The organism is Clostridium sp. CM041, from assembly GCF_055081035.1.
The window spans coordinates 1045140-1065559 of sequence record NZ_CM143648.1; the positions used below are offsets into that span (position 1 = coordinate 1045140).

Consider the following 20420-nt stretch of genomic DNA (forward strand, 5'->3'; position numbering starts at 1 on the left):
TCACACAGACGCTTCCTTTATATATTTCAATCTATTTTATATTTGTTTATGACACCTTCGTCACAAAATACAACCGCTTCTCAATCCTTTATGTAATATTATCATTTTTTACCACACATTGGAACATTTTTTTCATAAATAAAGATCATACATTAAAAAAAATAAATAAATCACAAGTATGGTAATATCCCTTACTTGTGATTTATTTTCATATGCCTTAATGATTATTTAATAGATTCTGCAATCTTTATTAATTCACTCTTTGTAATTCCTGCATCTTTACCCGCTAAAAAATAAATCGCAGTTTTAGTTTCCCAATCAATGCTTCTATTATTACTTATTACAGCATTTGCACCATTAATTTTCGTTTTTTCAATTGTACCGTCTGTTGAAAGTTCACCTTTAGTGGTTCCATCTGGAAACCTTTGTTGCACATGTATACATTCTCCAGATTTCTCATTAGTGAAATACAACTCAATATATTTACTATTTTTAACTTTTGTTTCATTCTTCTCCATATAAAATTCTGCTCTATCAAATTTATATCCTTCTGGCAAAAACGTTGGAAGCTTAACATCAAAGCAAGTATATTCATTTAATTTACTAGAATCTTTTACTTCAACTACGCCTTTTTCCCTTTCTTTGTCCATTTTTTCTTGCTCAGCTACAGTTATTATTTTTCCATTCTGCATATGAGCAATTTTTTCACCTTTTGCTGTGAATAATTCGTTGCAATTGTCCTTCGTAACTACTTGTACTTGCTTTCCTTGTTTATCAAAAACTTTGCCTTTATACTCATCCGTAAGTCTCATCTCTTTTATTTTTGATGGTTCCGTTTGTATAACACTTATATGTCCTAAAGATATAGTTTTTATTACTTTCTCAGCTATATCTTGAGCGAAGGATGTTTGCATTACAGAAACGCTTATTATACATATTGCTGCTACTGCAATAGTAGTTTTTTTAAATTTATTTGATTTCTTCATAATATTCTCTCCTTTATTTTCATTTATACTTTTCAAAGTTTTATTAAATACCCCTTTTTTATCGCTATCTTTACTGAAATCTTCTTTTGACATACTCTTGCTAAATTCTAAAAGTTCGCTATATTCACTTTGTTCTATTTTTTTCTTATCCTCTATCCCATTAAAATAAGCATCTATTTCTCTAGAAAACTTATCTTCAATTTTCTTATTGCTCATATTGTTCCCTCTCTTCCTCAATTTTCTTTTTTAGCTTTTTCATTGTTCTATAAAGTATTACTCCAACATTGCCTTCTGTAATATCTAATATTTGTGCTATCTCCTGATTTTTAAGATTTGCACCGAACTTAAGAGAAACAATATTTCGATCCCTTTCATTTAACATCTTCAAAGCCTTTGAAAGTTCACTGTTACTTTCTGCTGATAATATTATCTCTTCTGGAGTTTTTCCTTTTGATACCAAGTCCTTAATTGTGTCAATAGAGAATAATTTATGCTTTTTTAAGCTTCTAAAATAATCATTTACTATGTTTCTAGCTATAGCAAACATCCACACCTCAAAAGGTGACTTATGTTTAGAATACATGTCTATTTTAAACATTATTTTTTCAAAAACCTGACTTGTAAGGTCTTCTGACGTTTCAATGCTATTAACGCGATAATACATATAGTTGAAAACTCTTTTGTAATAGATTTCAAAAATATGAGCAATATCTTCTTTACATAATTCTTCTGTAACTTCTTTTTTATATGAAATATCACACAATGCAAGTTGCTTCATCTTTTTAAAGCCCTCCCTTCTTTGTTTTTTACCCGGCCAAGTAATCTCATATGTTAATACGTAAATTTTTTCATTTCATTACATAAATTTCACTTTTTTAATAGCAACCTCTATCACAAACTATTGTTACAATAATATATTCTTATGTTATATTTTAAAAGCTTAATAAAATACTAATCTAAAAAAACAGATATAACATCATAGAATACTATGTTGCCTACCTATTTTTTCAGATTAGTTAAATGTTTTCTGTATTCATCTAAGGTTGCTAAATCTCTAAGTTGGCCTCATTCAATCAGCACCCATGGTTGCACATTCCCATACTACTTATTCATTCTTTTAGCACCTGCATAAGTTATCATTAAATATATTCCATATATACAGCATACAATAGCAGAAACAATAATAATATTTGTCATCATATTCGTTGTGCCCAACTGTTTAATAAGCTTACCGATAACTTTTAATGCGACACATGAGTGTAATAATGCCATTGCAAATGGAACCAAGAAGTAAACCAAAATCTGCGCTAATATACTGTTATTAACCTGTTTTCTTCCAACCCCAAGTTTTCGAAGCATTTTATATCTTCTTTTGCTATCACTCGCTTCTGACAACTCCTGAATTGCAAGTATGGCGCCGCTTGACACTAAAAAGATTATGCCTACATATATTCCCACAAAAGAAGCCAACATTGATGTTGTTAAATTTCCAATCTGTCTCATTACACGACATGCAGCAATGTAATTACCGTAATTTAATAATTCATTATCATACTTATCAATAACCGCAATGTCTAAATCCTTAAATGTATTAATTACAAGGCCGCCCATGCTCGCATTAAAGTTTTTCACTTGATCATCGGCTAAAATAATGATTGCTGTCGAGGCTGGATCATTTATATTACTAAAATTGCTATATAAACACTCATCTTTTTCTGACTTAAACTGCTTTCCATTTATTGAGATCTCATTAGCTTTTCCTTTTAATCCATTCACAACAATTTTATTGTTAGAACAGATTGCGTAAGATTTATCATCAATCTGTAATTTTTCTCTGCCTTCCATGCCAATCAAATTATTATAATCTGACAGTTTCATAACTGCAATCTGCTGCTGTGTGTTTAATAATTTCATGTCATTTTTAGTAATGTCTGATAAATATTCGTCACTCATTAAACTTTTAATCTGAATTCCACTTTCATAAACTTCATATGCATAGATTTCCTTTATGTCGTCTTTAATAACCGTGTCTTTATTATTCATTATTTCTAATGCTGCTTTTTTATCTGCTAATCCATATATTGTAACCTCAAAAGGCTGGTTAAATTTAGAATTCCCAATAATAGCTTTATTCACACCAATTCCACTTGATAAAATCGTAATTGTTAAAAAAAGCATGAGTGTGATAATTGTCAATGAAATCACATTTTTACTTATTTTATTCCCAATCTGCCTTATTGTAAATAAATTTATGTTTTTTAGATATAGCTTATCTACTTTACGTAAGCATTCTGTTATAAAGCTTCCCAATGATAAAAAGAATAAATATGTTCCTATTACGCCACACCCCAAACTTACAAAGAACAATTTATTTTTTGGTTTAAGACCTATATTCAAAATAATTGCATAGGAAATGACTAACATAATAAGCGATAATGTAAAAGCTAAGAAACCTGCTTTCACAGACATAAATTTTGTTTTATCGCTTTTTATATCATATAATAAATTAATCAGCTTATTCTTTTTAATTATCTTAATATTAAATGCGGCAACACATGCAAAAATACTTGCAAAACATATAGCAGTTTTACGTAATGCACTCCACGAAAAAACGAACTTATATTTTGATAAATCTAGCGATTTGTCGCCTCTAAACATCTCTATTGTTACTACCTGTAACCCTTTTGAAGCAAATATTCCTAAAATAATACCGAAAAACATTGCTATTATTCCAATTAATAAAGTTTCCATCAAAAGCATCCTTGAAATATCATTACGTCCCATTCCCAGGCTTCCATAGATACCAAACTCATTTTTTCTTCGTTTAATCAGAAAATTATTTGCATATATAACTAAAAAACCGATGACTACTGATACAAATAGCGAAATGATTCCTAGAATATTTTCCAAAAGATTAAGTATCATTTCCTGACTGCTTTGGATTTGCGAAAATCCAGCCTGTGAATCCAATGAATTAAATGTAAAAAACATGGCAACCGAAAATGTCAGTGTAATAAAGTAAATAAGGTAATCGCCAAAACTTTTTTTAACGTTTTTATATACCAGCTTAAAATACATGATTGGTTTCTCCTCCCATTTCTGTTATTACTTCAATGACTCTGTCAAAAAAATCTTTTCTGCTATCTTTGCCTCTTTTTATCTCTGTAAAGAGTTTGCCGTCTTTTATAAAAAGAATTCTTTTCGCATAGCTTGCTGTAAATGCATCATGCGTAACCATTAGTATGGTTGCCTGCATATCCCGGTTTAGATATTCTAATGAATCTAAAAACTGAGCAGCTGATTTAGAATCCAAAGCTCCCGTCGGTTCATCAGCTAAAAGAAGGGATGGTCTTGAAATAATCGCTCTCGCACATGCTATACGCTGTTTTTGTCCGCCCGACATCTGACACGGATATTTATTTAATATATCTCTTATTCCTAATTTTTCTGAGATATTTTCTATCATTGCTGCTATTTCTTTTGGATTTTTCTTTTGAATCGTTAGTGCAAGTGCTATATTTTCATATGCTGTTAATGTATCTAGGAGATTTAAATCCTGAAAGATAAAACCTAACTCTTCTCTTCTAAACTTTTCTAATTTATTCTCAGACATTCCATCTATTCTTGTTCCATTAATATTTATTTCACCACCTGTAATATCATCAATCGTTGATATACAATTAAGCAGCGTTGTTTTTCCGCTTCCCGATGGTCCCATAATTCCAACAAATTCTCCCTCATTAACGCTAAATGAAATTCTGTCTAACGCCTTTGTCAGCATTCCTTTTGTACCATAATATTTTTCTATATGACTTACTTTTAATATTTCTTTCATCTTTTATTTCCTCCTCGTCTAACACTTTATGTACTAAGTATAATACGTATTTACATAATCCTATATTGATTTACATTTCAGTAATCTTTCATTTTTGAAAGATTACTGAGCAAAAAAATAAGTCATGATTATCATGACTCAAAACACATTGTTCCGCCTACTGGGAATACTATATTAAATTTTGTACCTTCTCCTCCGGTTGACTCTATGCTAAGAGCTATATTTAACTTATCTGATAACTTTTTACATATATATAGCCCCATACCTGTAGATTCGCCGTAAATTCTTCCATTCTCACCAGTAAATCCATGATTAAAAACCTGTTCAATATCCGATTCTGATATACCAATTCCATTATCTTCAATCGTAAGTATTATTTGATTATTTCTTTTTTTTGCTGTAACTCTTATGATTTTCTCGTCCTTATCTAAATATTTAATAGCATTTGTTATAATCTGCTGTAAAATAAAATTAAGCCATTTTTCATCCGAATATACAAAAACCTCAAGATTGTCAAATTCTAAATGTATTCTACTGTAAATAAAAGATTTTGCAAAGGTCTTAAAACATTTTTTGACAACACGCTCTAATGAAAGCTTTTTAATTAAATAATCATTCTCAGCATACTCACTCTTTGAATAATACAATACTTGATTCAGTAAACGTTCTATCTGCTTTAATTCAGTTTTAACATTCTTTGTCACCTGTGACGGATTATTGTCAATAATAAGTTCAGCGGATGCTAATGGTGTTTTTATTTCATGCAGCCATATTTCTAAATATTCTTTATAATTATCCGTCACCTGCTGGTATTCACAAATTTTATTAACAACACTTTTTTCAATTTTTCCAAATGTACTATATATAATATTTCCTTCGAAAAAGTCAGGTTCATCAAGTGTCTCCTTTATCAGATATAATTCATTTATTTTTTCTGTACTTTCAATAACACAATCATAAAATTCCTTTTTCTTCACGTAATCAATTGTCATAAATAAAAGAATTGGGAAATACCAGATTATTAAAATACCGAATAAACAGACACTCTCTATATTAATATAGATCAAGAACAATATTAACAGAATGCTAAGTAGTGTATTACAGCATAGAAATAGCTTCTTATCATTCAAATATTTTCTAATATTCATTCTACTATGTACCCTTGTCCTCTTTTTGTTTTAATAAACTCTTTAAGGCCTATTTCATCTAATTTTTTTCTAAGTCTTGTCATATTTATAGAAAGGCTATTATCATCAGCAAAATATTCTGCAGACCATAACTCTTCCATTAATTCTTCTCTTGACACAATTTCATTTTTTCTTTTTATAAGGCTTGTCAATAAAATTAGTTCATTTTTTGTAATGTCAATCTTTACTCCATTTGCTGCCATTGAACTGTTACATAAATTTATGGTAAGTCCACTACATTCCATCCCCTCTTTAGATTTATTCCCTGCCTCGCTCCGTTTTAGTACTGCATTTACCCTAGCTAATAGTATCTCTGTGTTATATGGCTTTGTTATAAAATCATCTGCACCTAATTTTATGCTCAGAAGTTCATCCATGTCACTGTCACGGCTGGTTACTATAATAATTGGAACTTCTGAAAATCTTCGCACTTCTCTGCAGATATAATAACCGTCATATACAGGTAGGTTAATGTCTAGCATCAGAAGTTCCGGCTGCTGCATTTTAATAACATCTATAATATTATCAAATGTTTCAGGAGCTATAACTTCATATCCATAACGCTCCAATAATACTTTTAATTCCGTTCTAAGCCTTTGTGTATCTTCAACAACTAGTATTTTACTCATATTAAATTCCTCTTTATATGTTTTTATTTTGTGCTTTATACTTTGCCAATACTTTAGGCTTTTGGCGCATCCACTGGTTACTATATTTTTTACAAATAATATTACTACCATATATCCATGCAACAACTTCTAGTGTTTCTTTATTATCTTCGGTATATTTTACCAATAAAAAACACTAATAGCAATCAGCTTTTTGCTAATAAAGAAGGAGAGGTTTCCCTCTCCAATTTTCTATTAATGTCCTTATATGGATATTAAAAACTACCATATTAGAAAACCAGGCACATCATAGATAATAATTCCATGATGTGCCTGGCCTTTTAATATATTTATAATTTATGTTTATTTGCATATCCTGTAAGCATCAGTGTTAACGCACCATCCCCAGTAACATTACACGCAGTACCAAAGCTATCTTGCAACGCAAAAATTGTAATCATTAGTGCAGTACCCGTTTCATTGAAACCTAAAACGCTTACGATAAGACCTAAAGAAGCCAAAACAGTTCCTCCAGGAACACCAGGAGCACCTATTGCGAAAATACCAAGTAGAATAACGAATACTACCATAGATGTAAGATTTGGAAGCTTTCCATAAAGAATTTGTGAAACAGTCATAACAAAAAAAACTTCAGTTAAAACAGAACCACAAAGGTGAATATTTGCAAACAGAGGAATACCAAAGTCTACCATATCCGGTCTCAGTGAATCTGATTTTTTTGCACATGATAATGCAACCGGTAGTGTAGCAGCTGAAGACATTGTCCCAACTGCTGTTAAGTATGCAGGACCATAGTGTTTTAAAACAGACATAGGGTTTTTACCTGCGTATACACCAGCAATGCCGTATAAAGCAGTAAGCCAGATAATATGCCCAACAATTGCTATTAAAACGACACCTAAGAAAATAGGAAGTTGTTTTGTGACAGATCCCTCATAAGCAAGAGTCGCAAATGTTGAAGCTATGAAAACAGGAAGAATAGGAATGACTATTCTTGTAACAATTTCTAAAACCATGTTTTGAAATTCATCTAAAGCGGTTTCAATTGTTTTAGCGCTTGTCCATGTTGCAGCTAATCCAATAACCATAGAGAATACTAATGCACTCATAACTGGCATAATTTGAGGTATATCAAGTTTGAAGATTAATGCAGGTAGCTCTTTTAATCCCTCAGTAGCAGGTGTTATTGAAAGACTTGGTATAATTGCATATCCAGCGATTGCTGACATAGTTGCAGCACCAATTGAGGATACATAAGCTATAAAAACAGCAATACCTAACATTTTTGTAGCATTCTGTTTTAGCTTAGTGATAGATGGTGCTATAAATCCAATGATGATAAGTGGTACAGCAAAGAAGATTATTTGTCCTAGTATATATTTAATGGTAACAATTACAACCATTAAGCTTTTTGGACATACTAAACCAATACCTAACCCTAGTGCTACACCGACAATTAGTTTGATAATTAAGTTATTAGATTTTTTTTTCATAGTTTTCCCCCCTACCGTTATTACGGTTAAAAAATGTATTTTTATTTCCAATTTTTAATATATCATCAAGTATAACATTAAATCATCACCTGCGGTGCTACAATCTTAACGACTTCAGAAGGATATGTATACTCTCACTGAAGTTTTCTCTTTGTTAATGTATATAACTCCCACTTATAGTAGTGGGAGACTTGACTTCTGAAATGTCGTTAAAATTAAAATAAATTCAAAATGATGGTAATTCGTTTGCTTTACGATATAATAAAGGTACTAGTTATTCAATTGCATTGTATAAATATATAATATCATGGAAAATATAAGCCGTTTGCAACAAGGAATGAACGTAATATTGGAATGACTTAGAGTAAAACCACTTTAAGTATTTCTGTTTATTTTAAAGTAAATGAGTGAAAGTAGAGGGTCTTTATGAAAATAAACATTAAGTATATATTGAGTTTTATTATTTTATTGATAACTGAAACAATTATTGCACTTTTTATAAATGACACCATTATTCGACCATACATTGGAGATATTCTGGTAGTTATTTTAATGTACAGCTTCATAAGAGGGTTTATACAAAAACCAATAAAGTTTTTGCCCATTTACCTGTTCTTTTTTGCTTCAGCCGTAGAATTGGGTCAATATTATCATATTGTAGATTTGCTACATTTACAAAACAATAAAATGATTTCAACAATTATCGGAACTTCATTTGATATAAAAGATATTGTATGCTACCTAATTGGAAGCATACTTTTGGTTGTGTGGGAAAAAATCACAAGATATACTATACTATTATAAATAAGCCTTTAGATAGGTGGTGATGTTAACGACATTTCAGAAGGGAAGTCCCCCACTTATATAAGTGGGAGTTCCATACTATAACAAAGATTAACGACTTCAGTGGGAGTATAAATCCCCTTCTGAAGTCGTTAATCTTTCAGCTCCGAAGGAGATGATTTAATTGAAAATACTAATTATCAATGGGAGTGCACATAAAGGAAATACCTGGGCACTTGTGGAAATAGTAAAAAAACATATGCAAGAACTTTCAGATAGAAATATAGATTTTGACGAGGTACATTTAAAAGAAATGGGACTCCCCTTTTGTACTGGATGTAGTTCATGCTTTATTAGAGGAAATAAAAGTTGCCCTCATCACTTCGAAGTGCAGAAACTTATTGATAAAATTGAAGAAAATGATGCGACAATTATTACGAGTCCTTGCTATAGCAATCATGTGAGCGCATTGATGAAGAATTTTATAGATCATTTGGCTTTTAAAACTCATAGACCAAGCTTTTTCAGAAAGAAGATGCTCGCGGTATCCACTGCAGGTGGAAATGGCGCTAAAAGCTGTACCAAATACTTAAGAGAAACATTTATGTGTTGGGGATTTAATCGTGGATATGAACTTCCAGTTATATCGAATAGTTACGGAGAGTATGAACCTCCGCAAAAAGTGACTAAAAGATGCGAAAGAGTTGCTGAGAAATTCTACAAGGACGTTGATAGTGGGAAGTTATATTCTCCAACATTTGTGAATTTATTGGTTTATAATATTTTTCGTGGTATGAGCCATGCTGGAACTGAGGGTGAATTTTATGACAATAAGTATTGGAAAGAAACTGGACTAGTTGATGTTGCATATGCGACAAAAATCCCCCTTCCTTTGTATAAATGTTTTTTTGGAAATATCACATATTCCTTTGCGAAGAGGATGGGGGCAAAGACAAAATTGACTTACAGGAAATAGAAATATTCATGAAAAGATCCTATTGTTTTTTACAAATGTAATATTGTCCATAATATATGTTATAATGTTTAAAAATAGCAAGTGAGGAGGTGTGTAAGTTGAATTATGACTTAATAAATTTAATTCAGTTAATGTTTTTAGTTATATGTTTTGCTAGCATAGTCTCTTATACTGTATACTCCTATAAAAATCTTAAGTATAAAACTGAAGAAAATGTTGCAAGAAATATTTTAATTCAGTGGCTCGGATTTATAAAGAAAATACTTCCAGAAGATTATATTATTTATGAGAAATATGGTATGTGGATATATACAGATCGTTTTAAAATTGAAATGATGTTTTAGCCAAAATTATTCGAAGGAGGATAAATATGAACATCATTTTTAATTTTTTAAGTAGTTTATTAAATTCAATTTTTAATTTCACTGGGGATTGGGGCCTAGCAATAGTTTTACTTACGATAAGTGTAAGATTAGTACTTTCACCAATGTCTTTCAAACAAAAAAAATCCATGCAACAGCAGCAAAGGTTTGCTATAAAAATGAAAGAACTTAAGGAAAAATATAAAGATAACAAAGAAAAACTTGAAGCAGAAGTTAAAAAACAATCTGTCCAAAGTGCAAAAAGTATGATGGGGTGCTTAGTAACACTACTCCAACTGCCTATATTAATGACTATGTGGAGTGTATTTAATAAAATCCCTGTGAGCGTAGGTACATATCTTATACCTTGGGTGTCTAGTATTAAAATCTCAGACAGTTATTTTATCGTTCCACTGATATATATGCTTGTATCCTTAACCCCAAGCCTGCTTTCATATGTAACTTTTTTAGAAATTAAAGGCCAGGCTACAATGAGCAAGAGTAATATCATAATAATGGCAGTAGCTGGTTTATTTGTTGCTAAAGCAGCTCCAATTGCAGTGGGGATATACTTGATAACCACAAGTGTGTTCAACTTTTTAGAAGAGCTTGTTTTTAGAATATATATGAGAAATTTAAAAACTGAAAATTAATAAATGTTAGAAAAAATCCTGCTAATTTATTTTATTAGCAGGATTTTTAACATTTACAGTAGAATAACTTATTCATAACATAAGCGAAATGGCACAATTAAATTTCATGTTTTTTACAATTAATCATCTAGCCTTTTACTATCGATTTCCTGTATGATTCTTGAAATAAAGTCCTCAAGTAAGCAATTGCCCTCATCACCATTCTTTCTACTTCTAAGGGATATACTCGCTGAGTTTTCTTCTTTTTCACCAATAACAATAATATATGGCAACCTCTCGTTTCGAGCATCTCTAATTTTATATCCTATTTTTTCTGCTCTACCATCTAAACTAACTCTGATATTATTTTCTTCCAGTTTATTTACTACATCTTTTGCATAATCATTATACTGCTCCGATATAGGCAGTACTTTAACTTGAACAGGTGATATCCATGTTGGGAACTTGCCTGCAAAATGTTCTATCAAAATGCCAATAAATCTTTCTATACTACCAAAAATTACTCTGTGTATAACAATTGGTCTGTGCTTTTCTCCATCACTGCCAATATATTGAAGGTCAAATCTTTGTGGTAGCTGTAAATCTAGTTGTATAGTTCCACATTGCCATTCCCGTCCTATGCTATCTTGCAAGTGAAAGTCAATTTTAGGTCCGTAGAATGCCCCGTCTCCTTCATTTATCTTAAAATCCATGTTCATTTCCGTGAGAGCGCCCTGAAGTGAGCTTTCTGCTAATTGCCACTCTTCATCACTTCCCATAGAATTTTCAGGTCTTGTTGAAAGTTCTACTCTATATTTAAACCCTAACCTTCCATAAACCTCATTTATAAGTTTAACTACACCCTTTATTTCTTCTTTTATCTGCTCTGGCAACATGAATATGTGAGCATCATCCTGTGTAAATGCTCTAACTCTCATAAGTCCGTGCAAAGCTCCAGATAGTTCATGTCTGTGCACTTTACCTAGTTCTCCCGCTCTTATTGGTAGATCCCTGTAAGAGTGAGTTTCTGATTTATATACAAGCATTCCTCCCGGGCAGTTCATTGGTTTTATAGCGAATTCTTCTTCATCTATATTGACTGTATACATGTTCTCTTTATAGTGAGACCAATGCCCAGATGTTTCCCAAAGTTCTTTGTTTAACACCATAGGAGTTTCTATCTCAACATAACCTGCCTTCTTATGAATTTCTCTCCAGTACTCAATTAATTTGTTTTTTAAAACTACACCATTAGGGAGAAAGAATGGAAATCCTGGTCCCTCATCCATTAAAGCAAATAATTTTAGCTCTTTCCCAAGTTTTCTATGATCCCTTTTCTTCGCTTCTTCAAGCATATTCAAATATTCATCAAGTTCACTTTTCCTTGCAAATGCCGTTCCATATATTCTTTGAAGCATTTTATTTTTTTCGCTGCCTCTCCAGTAAGCTCCTGCAACTGATAATAGCTTAAAGGCTTTTACCTTTGAAGTTGATAGTACATGAGGTCCTGCGCAGAGTTCTATAAAATCTCCTTGCTTAAAGAAAACTAGTTCTTCATCCTCTGGCAAATCATTAATAAGTTCTATTTTATAAATCTCATCCTTATCTTTCATAAGTTTTAAAGCTTCTGGAAGGGAAATAACTGATCTCTCGAGTCTTAAATCTTCCTTAACTATTTTTCTCATTTCTTCTTCAATTTTCTCAAGTATAGCCATAGTAAAGGGTTCTTCCACATCAAAGTCATAATAAAACCCATTATCTATTGCAGGACCTATAGCCAATTTAGCATTTGGATACAATCTCTTTACTGCCTGAGCGAGTATATGGGATGTGGTGTGTCTAAGCGCCCTTTTTCCTTCTTCTTCATTAGAATTTATTACACTTCCATCTTTTATTACAACCTTTAACATAAATATTCCTCCTTCAAAAAATAATAAACCCGTCCCAAAATAAGGGACGAGTTTTATCGCGATTCCACCCAAATTACAGAAGGCTTAGTTTAAACTCACCTCTGTCACTCAATACCACTAACGCTGGTTTGCGGAATTACCTACTTAAGTTCAGTAATCAACTCAGAGGTGGTTTTCAATATTGCTTATTCAAGAAACTTTTCAGCCGGTGAGTTTCTCTCTCTTTGAACAGTATACTATTTACTTTTCCTCTTCACAGTTTTTAATTTAAAACTATTGTATTCCAACCTATTCCAATTGTCAATATGTGTTCTAATTATTATAATATGTCTATTCCACATATAAGTGATTATTTATATATTATATCCTAAAATTTCAACAACATTCTTGCAAATGACTTGCTTGAAAAATATTTATTGGATGAAACATAGTATACAGTTCAAACATGGGTACAATTTTATTTAGAAAATTATTTTAATATTTCATTGACAATATTTTCACTATGAAATATACTTTAATAAATAACGCAAACGTTTGCACATATTAGCATTATTATAAAAATACAATTGCGTATTGAAATTTTTATAAATACGTATGCATTAAATCAATATTGGAGGTAATTAGACTATGGTTAAGAACAAATCAAAAATAATTTCATTTGATTTTTGGCAAAAATTTGGTAAGGCATTATTAGTGGTGGTCGCAGTTATGCCAGCAGGTGGACTAATGATTTCATTAGGCTCAGTTATAGGAATAGCAGCACCTAATTCTTCATTTGTGCAAACGTTATCTCAAGTTGTAGGTGGCATAGGTTGGGCAATAATCGTTAATTTAGGGCTACTATTTGCTGTAGCTATCGGTGGTTCTTGGGCTAAAGAGCGTGCTGGTGGAGCATTTGCAGCACTCATTGCATATATTTTAATAAATAAAATTACTGGTAATGTATTTAATATTACCAATGAGATGCTCACGGATGCTCATGCAACAGTAACTTCCTTAACAGGTCAGCACCTTTTGGTTAAAGATTACTTTATTTCTGTTCTTGGATCCCCAGCATTGAATATGGGAGTATTTGTTGGTATTATATCAGGTTTTCTTGGAGCAGTTTTATTTAATAAGTATTATAACTATAATAAATTACCAAATGCACTTGCATTCTTTAATGGTAAACGATTTGTACCATTCGTTGTTATCGCAGGCTCCAGCGTTGTTGCACTTTTATTTGTAATAGTTTGGCCATTTGCTCAATCAGTTATAAATGGATTTGGAAAATGGATTGCAACATCACAAAATACTGCACCATTTATTTCACCCTTTATATATGGTACGCTTGAGCGTCTATTACTACCTTTTGGACTTCATCATATGATTACAATACCAATAAATTATACAGATCTTGGTGGAGCATATAAAGTATTAACTGGAGCTAATGCAGGCAGTCTTATACTTGGACAAGATCCGCTTTGGCTTGCATGGGTTACTGACTTAGGTAACTTAAAAGCCGCTGGAGATATGAGTGCATATAATAACTTACTTGCAACAATTCATCCAGCACGTTTTAAAGTTGGCCAAATGATTGGCGGAGCTGGCTCCTTAATGGGTGTTGCACTTGCTATGTATAAAAGTGTACCAAATGAAAAACGATCAAAATATAAATCAGTATTTTTTTCAGCAGCCATTGCAGTTTTCTTAACAGGTGTTACTGAACCATTAGAATTCATGTTTATGTTTGTTTCACCAATATTATATGGTACTTATGCAGTTATGCAAGGCTTTGCATTTATGTGCGCGGACATATTTAATCTGCGAGTTCACAGTTTTGGTGTTATAGAGCTTGTAGCACGTATACCGATGATTGTAAAAGCAGGGATTATAGGTGATCTTATAAGATATGTACTGGTGACCGTCGTATTTTTCTGCATAAATTATGTTGTATCTAAATTTATGATCAAGAAATTTAATATAGCAACTCCAGGCCGTAACGGAAATGAAATTGATATGGAGGAAAATCCAACAGATTCTACTGTAAATCAAAAAGTTGAGGCTAGTAAAAAAGGAAGTCAAGCTGCAACCATTATTGAATTACTTGGAGGAAACGAAAATATTGTAGATGTGGACGCATGTATGACCCGTCTTCGTGTAACAGTAAAAGATAATTTATTAGTTGCCGAAGAAAATGAATGGAAAAAAAATAAGGCTTTAGCCTTAATAATTAAAGGTAAAGGGATACAGGCTATATATGGACCAAAGGCAGATGTTTTAAAATCGGATATTATAGATATATTAGGAGTCTAAAATGAAATTATTAACTTTAAATTGTCATTCTTGGATGGAAGAAAGCCAAAAAGAAAAGATGAGCATTATTGCAAATACTATAAAAGAAAAAAATTTTGATGTAATTGCCCTGCAAGAAGTAAATCAATCTATAAAAGAAAATATAGCCTTTAATAACATAAAACAAGATAATTTTGCTTTAGTTTTATTAAAAGAATTAGAGAACTTAGGATGCAAAGAATACTCAATGCTGTGGGATTTTTCTCATATAGGTTATGGAATATATGAAGAAGGGGTAAGTATTATAACTAAACATAAAATAATAGAAGAAGATTCTTACTCATTTTTCATAAGCAACAGCAAGGACTTGGATTTTTGGAAAACTAGAAAGGTCGTAAAAGCTTCAATTAGAATAAATAACGAAATTATAGATTTCTACTCTTGTCATTTAGGCTGGTGGCAAGATGAAGAAGAACCGTTCAGTCAGCAAGTAGATAAGTTACTTAATAATATGAAAAATGACAGATTAACATTCTTTATGGGAGATTTTAATAATAACGCTTTTGCATCAAATGAAGGCTATGATTATTTAATGAAAAAAGGAATAAAGGATACTTATACCCTCTCTAAGGAAAAAGATTGTGGTATAACTGTAAAAGGTAAAATAGATGGATGGGATTTAAATAAAAATGATTTAAGGCTGGATCTAATTTTAACAAATAATTGTGTAGATGTTAAATATTCTAAAGTAATATTTAATGGCAAAAACGGCTTCGTGGTGTCAGACCATTATGGAGTAGAAATAGATACAAGTTTGGGGTTATTCCCCTAAAACGGAAGGGTTTTGAGTATGCTAAATTATTCAATAGTAAAGTGTAAAAACACACAAGAGATAATACTTGAAAACGGAATAATAAAAGTAATTATAGTCCCAGAGCAGGGTGGCAGGATTTTAGAGTTTTCAACAGAAAATTTAAATGTGTTATATAGAAATGCGAATCTTATAGGAATTAAAGGTGATATAAAAGCTGAATATATTCCAGAAAACTGGCTTAATTTTGGAGGATATAAAGGTTGGCCTGCTCCACAAACAAAATGGGCATGGCCTCCAATATTTGATATTGATTTAAATGTTTTTGAATACGACATAGCTAAGTTAGAAAATTCATTAGTAGTTACATTAAGTAGTCCTATATCAAACATTGTTGGTCTTAAATTTATAAGGGAAATATTATTTGAAGATAAATGTAATCATATAACTATAAATGAAACCATAGTTAACTTAAATGAAGAACCAGTACAATGGGCAGTTTGGGGTAACACCCAAGCATTATCTCCTGGATATATAGATATAAAACTAAACTCTGACGTATTTATAGGAGGAATAACATTTTATCAAGATTTTGATATACCTTCAAACAATGCTTATTCTTTGAGAAAAGAAGATAGAAAAATTTTAAGATTGAATTGTAACAATGAAGAGAAGTTTAAAGTAGGTGTAGTAACAGATGATGCGATACTAAGATATTATTGCAGTGCATATAAACACAAAACCCTCTTACTTACGCAAAAATTTCAGTATGAAGGACAAGTTGTATATCCACATGGAAGTAATGTTGAAGTTTATGTGGATGATAAGATAGCCTACACTGAGCTTGAAATTCTTGGAGGTATGAGCAGCATAATGCCCGGTGAAAGTAAAAGTATCCAAATGGTTTGGCAATTAGAATTAGTATAAATAATATAGCTTTTTTAGATATAAGTATTAAAAGTTTATTAATAATAAAAACTGGAGGTAAAAAGCAATGACAAAGATTAAGGCTTGTTTGTTTGATTTAGATGGGGTGATTGTAGATACTGCTAAATATCATTATTTAGCATGGAGAAGACTAGCTAAGGAATTAGGGTTTGATTTTACAAAGGAGCAAAATGAAAGCTTAAAAGGTATAAGTAGAATGGAATCTCTTAAAATACTTTTAAATATAGGAGGTTTAACTTTAACTGAAGCAGAAAAAATGACTCTTGCAGAGAAAAAGAATAATTGGTATCGTGAGTATATTTTAAAGATGACCCCTGATGAAATTTTACCTGGAACAGTGGAATTTTTAGAAGAATTAAAGAATAATGGGATTAAAATTGCACTAGGTTCTGCAAGTAAAAATGCCATGACCATATTAAATAATATAAAATTAGTTAATCACTTTGATGCAATAATCGATGGAACTAAAACAAGCAATGCAAAGCCCGATCCAGAAGTTTTCTTATTGGGTGCAAAGGAACTTGGTGTATCCCCTTCTGAATGTGTAGTTTTCGAAGATGCCAAGGCGGGTATTGAATCCGCAATAAATGCTGGAATGTATAGTGTTGGAATCGGCGATCCATTTGTTTTAAATAAAGCAAATATCGTTGTTTCCTCTTTGAAAGAAATGACACTTGAAAAATTAAATTATTAAACTATTAAATTTATTGTAAAGGAGACTCAATATGAAACAATATTTAAAATTAGATGAATGGAATATTATAGAGGAAGGTTTTAACCAAGATAATCATGAAGTATCTGAAGGAATTTTTAGTATAGGAAATGGGTATATGGGACAAAGAGCTAACTTCGAAGAAACGTACAGCGGAAAGTCTCTTCAGGGAAGTTATATGGCAGGAGTTTACTATCCGGATAAAACAAGAGTTGGCTGGTGGAAAAATGGATACCCAGAATATTTTGCAAAGGTATTAAATTCTACCAATTGGATTGGAATAGATGTTAGTGTTGATGGAGAAACACTAGACCTTGCAAAATGTGAAGTGAAAAATTTTGTGAGAATTTTAAATATGAAAGAAGGATATCTACATAGATGCTTTACCGCAAAGCTTACTAGCGGAAAAGAAGTAAATGTAGATGCAAAGAGATTTGTAAGTATTGCTGCAAAAGAAATAGGAGCAATTAGATATTCAATTACACCAGTTAATTTTGAAGGTACATTGTGTATATCCGCTTACTTAGATGGTGATATAAAAAATGCGGATTCTAATTATGATGAAAAATTTTGGGATGAAATCTCAAAGCAGTGCAATAAAGAACAATCATCTTTAATAGTAAAAACAAAAAAACTTGATTTTTATGTGTGTTCTTCAATGAAATTAGATATTTTTCGAGCAGATAAAAAGGTAGATTTTAATGTAGACTTTATAGAATCAGAAAAATTTGTAGGTAATATAGTTAATTTAAATGTAAAACAAAATGAAGAAATCGTAGTGTATAAGTATGTTTGCAATGTAACTTCAAGAGATTACGCTGTAGAAGAATTATTGGCTGTTAATAGAAAAATTTTAGATAAAGCTTATGGAAGCGGTTTTGAATTATTACTTAAAGATCAAGCAATAGCTTGGGGTGAAAAATGGAAACAAAGCGATATTGTTATTGAAGGAGATGTTTCGGCGCAGCAAGCTATTAGATTTAATATTTTTCAATTGAATCAGACATATTCTGGAGAAGATGATAGATTAAACATAGGCCCAAAGGGTTTTACAGGAGAAAAATATGGTGGAAGTACTTATTGGGATACAGAAGCATATTGCATACCATTTTATTTAAGTACTGCTGATCCAAGCATATCTAGAAATCTTTTGCTTTATAGATATAAGCAATTGGAAAAAGCTAAAGAAAATGCAAGAAAGTTAGGTTTTACAAAAGGTGCTCTATACCCAATGGTTACTATGAATGGAGAAGAGTGTCACAATGAATGGGAAATAACTTTTGAAGAAATTCATAGAAATGGTGCTATAGCATATGGTATATATAATTATGTTAATTATACTGGAGATAAATGTTATTTAGGTGAATATGGATTAGAAGTATTAGTAGAGATCTCAAGATTCTGGGAAGAAAGAGTTAGTTTTGCTTCAAACAAAGGAAAATATGTAATACTTGGAGTTACTGGCCCTAATGAATATGAAAATAATTCAAATAATAACTGGTATACTAATAGAATTGCTGCTTGGACACTAGAATATACTACTTGTGTAATTAATCTTTTAAAAAATAATGAACCTGGGAGATATTCAGAGTTAGTAAATAAATTAGGTTTAAAAGAAGCAGAAGTTAGTAAATGGCAAGATATCATTAAAAATATGTATTATCCAGTAGATGAAGAGCTAGGGATATTCATGCAACAAGATGGATATATGGATAAACAGCAGATTCTTGTAAAAGACTTGGATCGCAAAAATTTACCATTAAATCAAAAATGGTCTTGGGATAGAATTCTTAGATCTTGCTTTATAAAACAAGCAGATGTATTGCAAGGAATATATTTTCTACAAGATAGATATGATTTAGATACCATAAGAAGAAATTTTGAATTTTATGAGTCAAGAACAGTACATGAGTCATCTTTATCTCCTTGTGTGCATACTATCCTTGCTGCAAAATTAGGAAAACATGAAAAAGCTTATGAAATGTATCTTAGAACTGCAAGACTAGATTTAGACAATTACAATAACGATACAAAAGATGGTTGTCATATTACTAGTATGGCTGGAACCTGGATGTCCGTAGTTGAAGGCTTCGCTGGGATGAGAGTAAAAGATGGAAAGCTTCTTTTAAATCCTTTTATACCAAAAAATTGGAGTTCATTCTCTTTTAATGTTTTGTTTAGAGAATCATTACTTAAAATAAATATCAAAACACATAAAGTTATTATTACCAGCGAAAATAAGCAACAAATAACTTTATGCGTTAATGGTAAAGATTATACAATAAACGGAGAAATTGAAATTTCCTCTTAAAAATAAAAAACAGAAGGCTATTTTACTTTTAAAAAGTAAAATAGCCTTCTGTTTTCATTTTTTATTGATAAAATTATATTGAAAATCAGATGCGGACATTGGTTTTCCAAAACAAGCAATTAAAACTTAGTAGTTTAATTAAAGATAAACGTCTCATAAGTTTGACATATTAACAGGTTACTGTCCCACAATTAAATGGCAAAACCCTTGATGATGCTAAAGAAATTCTAGATAACATTCAATTAGAGCTTGGGGAGAAAACACCTATAAATATGGATGACAAAGCCCGTAAGGGCAATCATTCCAAAAATAACAATAAAAAAATATTAATGCAAAATGCCGAGGCCGGTACCCTTGTAGATATAGGAACAAAAATAAATGTTTCTTATTATGGAAGTAAAAAGGATTTATCTAAGTAAATCAAAGGATTAGCAATGAGGAATTTTATGTAAAATTCTCATTACTAATCCTTTTAAATTCCATTCTGAAATGTCATTAACTAACTAATCATTTTTATCATTATATACAAAGTTGCAAGGTTTTCCTTCACAATTTAAAACTTCTTCATCAT

The 20420-nt window shown here is 31.2% G+C and carries 18 protein-coding genes, 1 pseudogene and 1 other annotated feature; of the genes and pseudogenes, 10 read left to right on the forward strand and 9 right to left on the reverse strand.

The annotated features are described in order from the left end of the window. Nucleotides 1-224 precede the first annotated feature (224 nt). The 8 genes from ACWJJT_RS04990 to ACWJJT_RS05025 all read right to left on the reverse strand — a co-directional run bounded on the left by ACWJJT_RS04990 (nt 225) and on the right by ACWJJT_RS05025 (nt 8130). Nucleotides 225-1202: a DUF4367 domain-containing protein gene (locus ACWJJT_RS04990; RefSeq protein ID WP_462956253.1), complete on the reverse strand. Its 978-nt coding sequence runs from the start codon at nt 1200-1202 to the stop codon at nt 225-227. Beyond that, nucleotides 1192-1764: a sigma-70 family RNA polymerase sigma factor gene (locus ACWJJT_RS04995; protein ID WP_220287519.1), complete on the reverse strand. Its 573-nt coding sequence runs from the start codon at nt 1762-1764 to the stop codon at nt 1192-1194. Before ACWJJT_RS04995 ends, ACWJJT_RS04990 begins: the two co-directional genes overlap by 11 nt. Nucleotides 1765-2087: 323 nt before the next feature. Next, nucleotides 2088-4064 carry an ABC transporter permease gene (locus tag ACWJJT_RS05000; protein WP_220287517.1) on the reverse strand — a complete coding sequence of 659 codons (1977 nt, stop codon included), beginning with the start codon at nt 4062-4064 and terminating at the stop codon, nt 2088-2090. Next, nucleotides 4054-4821: an ABC transporter ATP-binding protein gene (locus ACWJJT_RS05005; protein ID WP_216302971.1), complete on the reverse strand. Its 768-nt coding sequence runs from the start codon at nt 4819-4821 to the stop codon at nt 4054-4056. The genes ACWJJT_RS05000 and ACWJJT_RS05005 overlap by 11 nt, the downstream gene beginning before the upstream one ends. A gap of 131 nt (nt 4822-4952) precedes the next feature. Continuing rightward, nucleotides 4953-5969, reverse strand: a complete 1017-nt coding sequence (locus ACWJJT_RS05010) for a sensor histidine kinase (RefSeq protein ID WP_462956254.1) — start codon at nt 5967-5969, stop codon at nt 4953-4955. Continuing rightward, a complete protein-coding gene (locus tag ACWJJT_RS05015; protein ID WP_216302969.1) occupies nt 5966-6637 on the reverse strand; it encodes a response regulator transcription factor in 672 nt (223 codons plus the stop codon). Before ACWJJT_RS05015 ends, ACWJJT_RS05010 begins: the two co-directional genes overlap by 4 nt. 13 nt (nt 6638-6650) lie before the next feature. Further along, on the reverse strand, nt 6651-6803 hold the full coding sequence (locus ACWJJT_RS05020) for a hypothetical protein (protein WP_220287513.1): 153 nt from the start codon (nt 6801-6803) through the stop codon (nt 6651-6653). A gap of 163 nt (nt 6804-6966) precedes the next feature. After that, nucleotides 6967-8130, reverse strand: a complete 1164-nt coding sequence (locus ACWJJT_RS05025; RefSeq protein ID WP_462956255.1) for a dicarboxylate/amino acid:cation symporter — start codon at nt 8128-8130, stop codon at nt 6967-6969. A 426-nt stretch (nt 8131-8556) separates the two neighbouring features. Between ACWJJT_RS05025 and ACWJJT_RS05030 the strand changes: the two genes are divergently transcribed. From ACWJJT_RS05030 to ACWJJT_RS05045, 4 genes are all read left to right on the forward strand, one after another. Next, nucleotides 8557-8934 (forward strand): ribosomal maturation YjgA family protein, encoded by a 378-nt coding sequence (locus tag ACWJJT_RS05030; RefSeq protein WP_220320051.1) that lies wholly within the window; start codon nt 8557-8559, stop codon nt 8932-8934. A gap of 163 nt (nt 8935-9097) precedes the next feature. Continuing rightward, nucleotides 9098-9889 (forward strand): NAD(P)H-dependent oxidoreductase, encoded by a 792-nt coding sequence (locus ACWJJT_RS05035; protein WP_462956256.1) that lies wholly within the window; start codon nt 9098-9100, stop codon nt 9887-9889. 98 nt (nt 9890-9987) lie between these two features. Next, nucleotides 9988-10233, forward strand: coding sequence for a hypothetical protein (locus ACWJJT_RS05040; RefSeq protein WP_216302965.1), 246 nt, complete (start codon nt 9988-9990; stop codon nt 10231-10233). Between the two features lie 26 nt (nt 10234-10259). Continuing rightward, nucleotides 10260-10904, forward strand: a complete 645-nt coding sequence (locus ACWJJT_RS05045; protein ID WP_220287105.1) for a YidC/Oxa1 family membrane protein insertase — start codon at nt 10260-10262, stop codon at nt 10902-10904. Between the two features lie 119 nt (nt 10905-11023). Here the strand turns inward: ACWJJT_RS05045 and thrS are convergent, their stop codons facing one another. Further along, on the reverse strand, nt 11024-12793 hold the full coding sequence (gene thrS, locus ACWJJT_RS05050; RefSeq protein ID WP_462956257.1) for a threonine--tRNA ligase: 1770 nt from the start codon (nt 12791-12793) through the stop codon (nt 11024-11026). Nucleotides 12794-12832: 39 nt separating this feature from the next. Further along, nucleotides 12833-13059: a binding site (T-box leader), on the reverse strand. A 361-nt stretch (nt 13060-13420) separates the two neighbouring features. Here thrS and ACWJJT_RS05055 point away from each other — a divergent pair. From ACWJJT_RS05055 to ACWJJT_RS05080, 6 genes and pseudogenes are all read left to right on the forward strand, one after another. Next, nucleotides 13421-15088, forward strand: a complete 1668-nt coding sequence (locus ACWJJT_RS05055; protein ID WP_462956258.1) for a PTS transporter subunit IIBC — start codon at nt 13421-13423, stop codon at nt 15086-15088. Between the two features lies 1 nt (nt 15089). Beyond that, nucleotides 15090-15899, forward strand: coding sequence for an endonuclease/exonuclease/phosphatase family protein (locus ACWJJT_RS05060; RefSeq protein ID WP_462956259.1), 810 nt, complete (start codon nt 15090-15092; stop codon nt 15897-15899). Nucleotides 15900-15917: 18 nt separating this feature from the next. Then, entirely contained in the window at nt 15918-16805 is an 888-nt protein-coding gene (locus tag ACWJJT_RS05065) for a DUF4380 domain-containing protein (RefSeq protein WP_462956260.1), read from the forward strand. Between the two features lie 67 nt (nt 16806-16872). Then, a complete protein-coding gene (gene pgmB, locus ACWJJT_RS05070; protein ID WP_462956261.1) occupies nt 16873-17520 on the forward strand; it encodes a beta-phosphoglucomutase in 648 nt (215 codons plus the stop codon). A gap of 31 nt (nt 17521-17551) precedes the next feature. After that, nucleotides 17552-19849 (forward strand): glycoside hydrolase family 65 protein, encoded by a 2298-nt coding sequence (locus ACWJJT_RS05075; RefSeq protein ID WP_462956262.1) that lies wholly within the window; start codon nt 17552-17554, stop codon nt 19847-19849. A gap of 188 nt (nt 19850-20037) precedes the next feature. Further along, nucleotides 20038-20268, forward strand: a pseudogene (locus tag ACWJJT_RS05080) (PASTA domain-containing protein); the annotation flags it as partial. Between the last annotated feature and the right edge of the window lie 152 nt (nt 20269-20420).

Coding starts and splice junctions, on each gene's coding strand:
- ACWJJT_RS05010 (WP_462956254.1), bottom strand. CDS start 5,969: ATGAATATTAGAAAATATTTGAATGATAAGAAGCTATTTCTATGCTGT.
- ACWJJT_RS04995 (WP_220287519.1), bottom strand. CDS start 1,764: ATGAAGCAACTTGCATTGTGTGATATTTCATATAAAAAAGAAGTTACA.
- pgmB (WP_462956261.1), top strand. CDS start 16,873: ATGACAAAGATTAAGGCTTGTTTGTTTGATTTAGATGGGGTGATTGTA.
- ACWJJT_RS05000 (WP_220287517.1), bottom strand. CDS start 4,064: ATGTATTTTAAGCTGGTATATAAAAACGTTAAAAAAAGTTTTGGCGAT.
- ACWJJT_RS05060 (WP_462956259.1), top strand. CDS start 15,090: ATGAAATTATTAACTTTAAATTGTCATTCTTGGATGGAAGAAAGCCAA.
- ACWJJT_RS05065 (WP_462956260.1), top strand. CDS start 15,918: ATGCTAAATTATTCAATAGTAAAGTGTAAAAACACACAAGAGATAATA.
- ACWJJT_RS05030 (WP_220320051.1), top strand. CDS start 8,557: ATGAAAATAAACATTAAGTATATATTGAGTTTTATTATTTTATTGATA.
- ACWJJT_RS04990 (WP_462956253.1), bottom strand. CDS start 1,202: ATGAGCAATAAGAAAATTGAAGATAAGTTTTCTAGAGAAATAGATGCT.
- ACWJJT_RS05025 (WP_462956255.1), bottom strand. CDS start 8,130: ATGAAAAAAAAATCTAATAACTTAATTATCAAACTAATTGTCGGTGTA.
- ACWJJT_RS05055 (WP_462956258.1), top strand. CDS start 13,421: ATGGTTAAGAACAAATCAAAAATAATTTCATTTGATTTTTGGCAAAAA.
- thrS (WP_462956257.1), bottom strand. CDS start 12,793: ATGTTAAAGGTTGTAATAAAAGATGGAAGTGTAATAAATTCTAATGAA.
- ACWJJT_RS05005 (WP_216302971.1), bottom strand. CDS start 4,821: ATGAAAGAAATATTAAAAGTAAGTCATATAGAAAAATATTATGGTACA.
- ACWJJT_RS05075 (WP_462956262.1), top strand. CDS start 17,552: ATGAAACAATATTTAAAATTAGATGAATGGAATATTATAGAGGAAGGT.
- ACWJJT_RS05015 (WP_216302969.1), bottom strand. CDS start 6,637: ATGAGTAAAATACTAGTTGTTGAAGATACACAAAGGCTTAGAACGGAA.
- ACWJJT_RS05045 (WP_220287105.1), top strand. CDS start 10,260: ATGAACATCATTTTTAATTTTTTAAGTAGTTTATTAAATTCAATTTTT.